Here is a 6,094-nt window from a genome sequence, read left to right as displayed (position 1 = left end):
TTCGGAGGGGATTGCTGGGGACAACGTAGGTTTGTTGCTCCGGGGTGTAAGCCGGGAGGAAGTGGAGCGGGGGCAGGTGCTGGCGAAGCCTGGGAGCATTACGCCGCACACGAAGTTTGAGGCCTCGGTGTACATCTTGAAGAAGGAGGAGGGGGGCCGGCACACGGGGTTTTTTTCTGGGTACCGTCCGCAGTTTTACTTTCGGACGACGGATGTGACGGGGGTGGTGGAGTTGCCCTCTGGGGTGGAGATGGTGATGCCGGGGGACAACGTGACGTTTACGGTGGAGCTGATCAAGCCGGTGGCGTTGGAGGAGGGATTGCGGTTTGCCATTCGTGAGGGTGGGCGGACCGTGGGTGCCGGCGTGGTCACCAAGATCCTGGAGTGAGGTGAAGTATGCCCAAGATCCGCATCAAGCTACGGGGCTTTGACCACAAGACCCTGGACGCCTCGGCCCAGAAGATCGTGGAGGCCGCCCGGCGCTCCGGGGCCCAGGTCTCGGGTCCCGTGCCCCTGCCCACCCGGGTGCGGCGCTTCACCGTGATCCGGGGTCCTTTCAAGCACAAGGACTCCCGGGAGCACTTTGAGCTTCGCACCCACCACCGCCTGGTGGACATCCTGAACCCCAACCGCAAGACCATCGAGAGCCTCATGTCCTTAGACCTGCCCACTGGGGTGGAGATCGAGATCAAGACCGTGGGGGGTGGCAAATGAAGGGCATCCTGGGCATGAAGGTGGGCATGACCCGGATTTACCGGGAGGACCGGGCCATTCCCGTCACCGTGATCCTGGCGGGTCCTTGCCCGGTGGTCCAGCGGCGGACCCCGGAGAAGGACGGGTACACGGCGGTCCAGCTGGGCTTCCTGCCCCAGAACCCCAAGCGGGTCAACCGGCCCATGAAGGGGCATTTCGCCCGGGCCGGGGTGGGTCCGGTGCGCATCCTGAAGGAGATCCGCGACTTCAACCCTGAGGGCGACGTGGTGACCGTGGAAATCTTTAAGGCCGGCGAGCGGGTGGACGTGACCGGCACCTCCAAGGGCCGGGGCACGGCGGGGGTGATGAAGCGCTGGAACTTCGCCGGCGGCCCCGATTCCCACGGTGCCCACAAGATCCACCGCCACCCCGGGTCCATCGGGAACCGCAAGACCCCGGGCCGGGTCTATAAGGGCAAGAAGATGGCCGGCCGCTACGGGGCCGAGCGGGTCACGGTGATGAACCTCGAGGTGGTGGACGTCATCCCCGAGGAGAACCTCCTCTTGGTCAAGGGGGCCGTGCCGGGACCCAATGGGGGCCTGGTGCTGGTGCGCCAGACCAAGAAGGTGGCCAAGTAAAGGAGGGCATGGTGTACCAGATTCCTGTTCTCTCCTCTTCCGGCAAGCGGGAGCTTGCCGCCGATCTCCCCCAGGAGGTTAACCCCCATCTCCTATGGGAGGTGGTGCGCTGGCAGCTGGCGAAAAGGCGCCGGGGGACGGCCAGCACCAAGACCCGGGGCGAGGTGGCTTACTCCAGCCGCAAGATCTATCCCCAGAAGCACACCGGGCGGGCCCGCCACGGGGACATCGGCGCCCCCATCTTCGTGGGCGGGGGTACGGTCTTCGGACCCAAGCCCCGGGACTACAGCTACACCCTGCCCAAGAAGGTGCGGCAGGCGGGGTTGGCCATGGCCGTGGCCGATCGGGCCAAGGAGGGCAAGCTCCTTCTGGTGGAGGACTTCGCCGGGGTTAACGGCAAGACCAAGGAGTTTTTGGCCTGGGCCAAGGGTGCGGGGCTAGATGGATCGGAAAGCGTGCTCCTGGTGACGGCCAGCGAGCTGGTGCGCCGGGCTGCCCGGAACCTTCCTTGGGTGGTGACCCTGGCGCCGGAGGGGTTAAACGTCTACGACATCCTGCGCACCGAGCGCCTGGTCATGGACCTGGCGGCTTGGGAGGCCTTCCAGGCCCGCATGGGGGGTGAGGCATGAAGACCGCCTTTGACGTGATCCTGGCCCCGGTGCTTTCCGAAAAGGCTTACGCCGGCTTCGCCGAGGGCAAGTACACCTTCTGGGTCCACCCCAAGGCCACCAAGACGGAGATCAAAAACGCCGTGGAGGCGGCCTTTAAGGTCAAGGTGGTGGGGGTGAACACCATGACGGTGCGGGGCAAGAAGAAGCGCCTGGGCCGCTACCTGGGCAAGCGCCCCGACCGCAAGAAGGCCATCGTGCAGGTGGCCGCCGGGCAGAAGATCGAGGCCCTGGAGGGCCTCATCTAAACCTAAGCCGGGAGGGGGGCCCGGCCCCGATCCGGCAAGGGAGGCATAGAGGATGGCAGTCAAGAAGTTCAAACCCTACACCCCAAGCCGCCGTTTCATGACGGTGGCGGACTTCTCCGAGATCACCAAGACCGAGCCGGAGAAGTCCTTGGTCAAGCCCCTGAAGAAGACGGGGGGCCGCAACAACCAGGGCCGCATCACCGTGCGCTTCCGGGGGGGCGGCCACAAGCGGCTTTACCGCATCATCGACTTCAAGCGCTGGGACAAGGCGGGCATCCCCGCCAAGGTGGCGGCCATAGAGTACGACCCCAACCGCTCCGCCCGTATCGCCCTTCTGCACTACGCCGACGGGGAGAAGCGCTACATCATCGCTCCCGAGGGCCTGCAGGTGGGCCAGCAGGTGGTGGCGGGGCCGGATGCTCCCATCCAGGTGGGCAACGCCCTTCCCCTCCGCTTCATCCCCGTGGGCACCGTGGTCCATGCGGTGGAGCTGGAGCCCAAGAAGGGGGCCAAGCTGGCCCGCTCCGCCGGCACCAGCACCCAGATCCAGGGCCGGGAAGGGGATTACGTGATCCTGCGCCTGCCCTCGGGGGAGCTTAGGAAGGTGCACGGGGAGTGCTACGCCACCATCGGGACCGTGGGCAACGCCGATCACAAGAACATCGTCCTGGGCAAGGCGGGGCGCACCCGCTGGCTGGGCCGCAAGCCCCATGTGCGCGGCGCCGCCATGAACCCGGTGGACCACCCCCACGGCGGTGGTGAGGGCCGGGCACCCAGGGGCCGTCCCCCGGCCTCCCCTTGGGGCTGGCAGACCAAGGGGCTTAAGACCAGGAAGCGGCGGAAGCCCTCGAGCCGCTTCATCATCGCCCGCCGTAAGAAGTGAGGTGAGCCATGCCGCGTAGCTTGAAGAAGGGCGTTTTCGTAGATGACCACCTCTTGGAGAAGGTGCTGGAGCTGAACGCCAAGGGGGAAAAGCGGCTCATCAAGACCTGGAGCCGCCGCTCCACCATCGTTCCCGAGATGGTGGGCCATACCATTGCGGTCTACAACGGCAAGCAGCATGTGCCCGTCTACATCACCGAGAACATGGTGGGGCACAAGCTGGGAGAGTTTGCCCCCACCCGCACCTACCGGGGGCACGGGAAAGAGGCTAAGGCCACCAAGAAGAAGTAGCCATGGAAGCGAAAGCCATTGCCCGTTACGTGCGCATCTCCCCCAGGAAGGTCCGCCTTGTAGTGGACCTGATCCGGGGGAAGAGCCTCGAGGAGGCCCGCGCCATCCTGCGCTACACCCCTAAGCGGGGGGCCTATTACGTGGCCAAGGTGCTGGAGTCCGCCGCCGCCAATGCGGTCAACAACCACGACATGCTGGAGGACCGGCTTTTCGTGAAGGCGGCCTTTGTGGACGAAGGGCCCGCTTTGAAAAGGGTGCTTCCCCGGGCCCGGGGCCGGGCGGACATCATCAAGAAGAGGACCAGCCACATCACGGTGATCTTGGGAGAGAAACATGGGAAATAAGATCCACCCCATTGGGTTCAGGCTCGGTATCACCCGGGACTGGGAGTCCCGCTGGTATGCGGGCAAGAAGCAGTACCGCCACCTCCTGGTGGAGGACCAGAGGATCCGCGAGGTCCTCACCAAGGAGCTCTACCCGGCTGGTTTGGCCCGCATCGACATCGAACGGGCCGCGGACAACGTGGCCGTGACCGTGCACGTGGCCAAGCCGGGTGTGGTCATCGGCCGGGGCGGGGAGAAGATCAAGGTCCTGAGGGACACCCTTTCCCAGCTCACCGGCAAGAACGTGGCCCTGAACGTTCAAGAGATCCATAACCCCAACCTCTCCGCTCCTTTGGTGGCCCAGCGGGTGGCGGAGCAGATCGAAAGGCGCTTTGCCGTGCGGCGGGCCATCAAGCAGGCGGTGCAGCGGGTCATGGAGGCGGGGGCCAAGGGAGCCAAGGTGATCGTCTCCGGCCGCATCGGCGGCGCCGAGCAGGCCCGCACGGAGTGGGCCGCCGAGGGCCGGGTGCCCCTTCACACCCTTCGTGCTAACATAGACTACGGCTTCGCTTTGGCCCGCACCACCTACGGGGTGCTGGGGGTCAAGGCCTACGTGTTCCTGGGCGAGGTGATCGGCGGACAGAAGCCCAAGGCCCGCCCCGAGGGGCCGAGGGCGGAGGAAAAGCCCCGCCGCCGCCGCCCAGCGGTGCGCGTAAAGAAGGAGGAGTAGGCCATGTTGATGCCCAGGCGCATGAAGTACCGCAAGCAGCACCGGGGTCGCATGAAGGGGGCGGCCAAGGGGGGTGATTACGTGGCCTTCGGGGACTTCGGCCTGGTGGCCATGGAGCCCGCCTGGATCACCTCCCAGCAGATTGAGGCGGCCCGTGTGGCCATGGTGCGCCACTTCCGCCGCGGGGGCAAGATCTTCATCCGCATCTTCCCCGACAAGCCCTACACCAAAAAGCCCCTCGAGGTGCGGATGGGTAAGGGTAAGGGCAACGTGGAAGGGTATGTGGCGGTGGTGAAGCCGGGCCGGGTGATGTTCGAGGTGGCGGGCGTCACCGAGGAGCAGGCCCTCGAGGCCTTGCGCATCGCCGGCCACAAGCTTCCCATCAAGACCAAGATCGTGAGGAGGGACGCCTACGATGAAGCCCAGTGAGATCCGCAAGCTCTCTCCCAGTGAGATCGAGAAGCTGGTTCGGGAGAAGAAGCGGGAGCTGATGGAGCTTCGCTTCCAGGCCTCCATCGGCCAGCTCTCCCAGAACCACAGGATCCGGGAGACCCGGCGCCTCATCGCCCGGCTCCTCACGATCCTGAACGAGAGGAGGAGGGCCAATGCCTAAGAAGGTGCTGACCGGGGTGGTGGTGAGCGACAAGATGCAGAAGACCGTTTCGGTACTGGTGGAGCGCCAGTTTCCCCACCCCCTCTACGGCAAGGTGATCAAGCGCTCCAAAAAGTACCTGGCCCACGACCCCGAGGGGAAGTACAAGGTGGGGGACGTGGTGGAGATCATCGAGTCCCGCCCCATCTCCAAGCGCAAGCGCTTTAGGGTCTTGCGCCTGGTGGAGGGGGGCAGGCTGGACCTGGTGGAGAAGTACCTGGTGCGTAGGCAGAACTACGCCAGCCTTTCCAAGCGGGGAGGTAAGGCATGATCCAGCCCCAGACCTACCTGGAGGTGGCCGACAACACCGGGGCCCGCAAGATCATGTGCATCCGCGTGCTTAAGGGCTCCAACGCCAAGTACGCCACCGTGGGGGACATCATCGTGGCCAGCGTCAAGGAGGCCATCCCCCGGGGGGCGGTGAAGGAAGGCGACGTGGTGAAGGCGGTGGTGGTGCGCACCAAAAAGGAGGTCAAGCGCCCCGATGGCTCCGCCATCCGCTTTGACGACAACGCCGCCGTCATCATCAACAACCAGCTAGAGCCCCGGGGCACCCGCGTCTTCGGCCCCGTGGCACGGGAGCTCCGGGAAAAGGGCTTCATGAAGATCGTCTCCCTGGCTCCGGAGGTGCTCTGATGCAGGCCAAGCTACATGTGAAGAAGGGGGACATGGTTCTGGTGGCCTCCGGCAAGTACAAGGGCCAGGTGGGCAAGGTGAAGGCCGTGCTGCCCAAGAAGGGGGCGGTCATCGTGGAGGGGGTGAACATCGTTAAGAAGGCGGTGCGGGTGAGCCCCCAGCACCCCCAGGGTGGCTTTGTGGAGCAGGAAGCTCCCCTGCATGCCTCCAAGGTGCGCCCCATCTGCCCCGCGTGCGGCAAGCCCACCCGGGTGCGGAAGAAGCTCCTGGAAAACGGCCGCAAGATCCGGGTGTGCGCCAAGTGCGGCGGGGCTTTGGACGTGGAGGGATAAG

13 protein-coding genes and 1 pseudogene are annotated in these 6,094 nt (G+C 65.3%); all 14 read left to right on the top strand.

Annotated elements, in window-relative coordinates:
- Positions 1 to 388, top strand: a pseudogene (tuf, locus tag TNMX_RS04970) (elongation factor Tu); the annotation flags it as partial.
- Positions 389 to 396: 8 nt separating this feature from the next.
- Complete coding sequence (gene rpsJ, locus TNMX_RS04965; protein WP_015718109.1) at positions 397 to 714, top strand: 30S ribosomal protein S10; 318 nt, start codon at positions 397 to 399, stop codon at positions 712 to 714.
- Positions 711 to 1,331 (top strand): 50S ribosomal protein L3, encoded by a 621-nt coding sequence (rplC, locus tag TNMX_RS04960; RefSeq protein ID WP_019550493.1) that lies wholly within the window; start codon positions 711 to 713, stop codon positions 1,329 to 1,331. Before rpsJ ends, rplC begins: the two co-directional genes overlap by 4 nt.
- Positions 1,332 to 1,339: 8 nt before the next feature.
- A complete protein-coding gene (gene rplD, locus TNMX_RS04955) occupies positions 1,340 to 1,960 on the top strand; it encodes a 50S ribosomal protein L4 (RefSeq protein WP_019550492.1) in 621 nt (206 codons plus the stop codon).
- Positions 1,957 to 2,247 carry a 50S ribosomal protein L23 gene (locus tag TNMX_RS04950; protein ID WP_015718106.1) on the top strand — a complete coding sequence of 97 codons (291 nt, stop codon included), beginning with the start codon at positions 1,957 to 1,959 and terminating at the stop codon, positions 2,245 to 2,247. The genes rplD and TNMX_RS04950 overlap by 4 nt, the downstream gene beginning before the upstream one ends.
- 52 nt (positions 2,248 to 2,299) lie before the next feature.
- On the top strand, positions 2,300 to 3,130 hold the full coding sequence (rplB, locus tag TNMX_RS04945; RefSeq protein WP_015718105.1) for a 50S ribosomal protein L2: 831 nt from the start codon (positions 2,300 to 2,302) through the stop codon (positions 3,128 to 3,130).
- Between the two features lie 8 nt (positions 3,131 to 3,138).
- Positions 3,139 to 3,420, top strand: coding sequence for a 30S ribosomal protein S19 (gene rpsS / locus TNMX_RS04940; RefSeq protein ID WP_011173711.1), 282 nt, complete (start codon positions 3,139 to 3,141; stop codon positions 3,418 to 3,420).
- Positions 3,421 to 3,422: 2 nt separating this feature from the next.
- Positions 3,423 to 3,764, top strand: coding sequence for a 50S ribosomal protein L22 (gene rplV, locus TNMX_RS04935; RefSeq protein ID WP_015718104.1), 342 nt, complete (start codon positions 3,423 to 3,425; stop codon positions 3,762 to 3,764).
- On the top strand, positions 3,754 to 4,473 hold the full coding sequence (rpsC, locus tag TNMX_RS04930; RefSeq protein WP_015718103.1) for a 30S ribosomal protein S3: 720 nt from the start codon (positions 3,754 to 3,756) through the stop codon (positions 4,471 to 4,473). Before rplV ends, rpsC begins: the two co-directional genes overlap by 11 nt.
- 3 nt (positions 4,474 to 4,476) lie before the next feature.
- Entirely contained in the window at positions 4,477 to 4,902 is a 426-nt protein-coding gene (gene rplP, locus TNMX_RS04925) for a 50S ribosomal protein L16 (protein ID WP_015718102.1), read from the top strand.
- Complete coding sequence (gene rpmC, locus TNMX_RS04920; RefSeq protein ID WP_015718101.1) at positions 4,889 to 5,086, top strand: 50S ribosomal protein L29; 198 nt, start codon at positions 4,889 to 4,891, stop codon at positions 5,084 to 5,086. The genes rplP and rpmC overlap by 14 nt, the downstream gene beginning before the upstream one ends.
- A complete protein-coding gene (gene rpsQ / locus TNMX_RS04915) occupies positions 5,079 to 5,396 on the top strand; it encodes a 30S ribosomal protein S17 (protein WP_015718100.1) in 318 nt (105 codons plus the stop codon). The genes rpmC and rpsQ overlap by 8 nt, the downstream gene beginning before the upstream one ends.
- Positions 5,393 to 5,761, top strand: a complete 369-nt coding sequence (rplN, locus tag TNMX_RS04910; RefSeq protein WP_015718099.1) for a 50S ribosomal protein L14 — start codon at positions 5,393 to 5,395, stop codon at positions 5,759 to 5,761. The genes rpsQ and rplN overlap by 4 nt, the downstream gene beginning before the upstream one ends.
- The gene (gene rplX / locus TNMX_RS04905) at positions 5,761 to 6,093 is read left to right on the top strand and encodes a 50S ribosomal protein L24 (RefSeq protein ID WP_019550490.1); all 333 of its coding nucleotides are present in this window, start codon (positions 5,761 to 5,763) and stop codon (positions 6,091 to 6,093) included. Before rplN ends, rplX begins: the two co-directional genes overlap by 1 nt.
- Position 6,094: the final 1 nt, after the last annotated feature.

Origin of the sequence: Thermus sp. NMX2.A1, assembly GCF_000511705.1 — a bacterium.
Lineage (GTDB): Bacteria > Deinococcota > Deinococci > Deinococcales > Thermaceae > Thermus > Thermus scotoductus.
The sequence above is the reverse complement of the archived record's forward strand: the minus strand, read 5'-3'. Positions and strand labels throughout refer to the sequence as shown.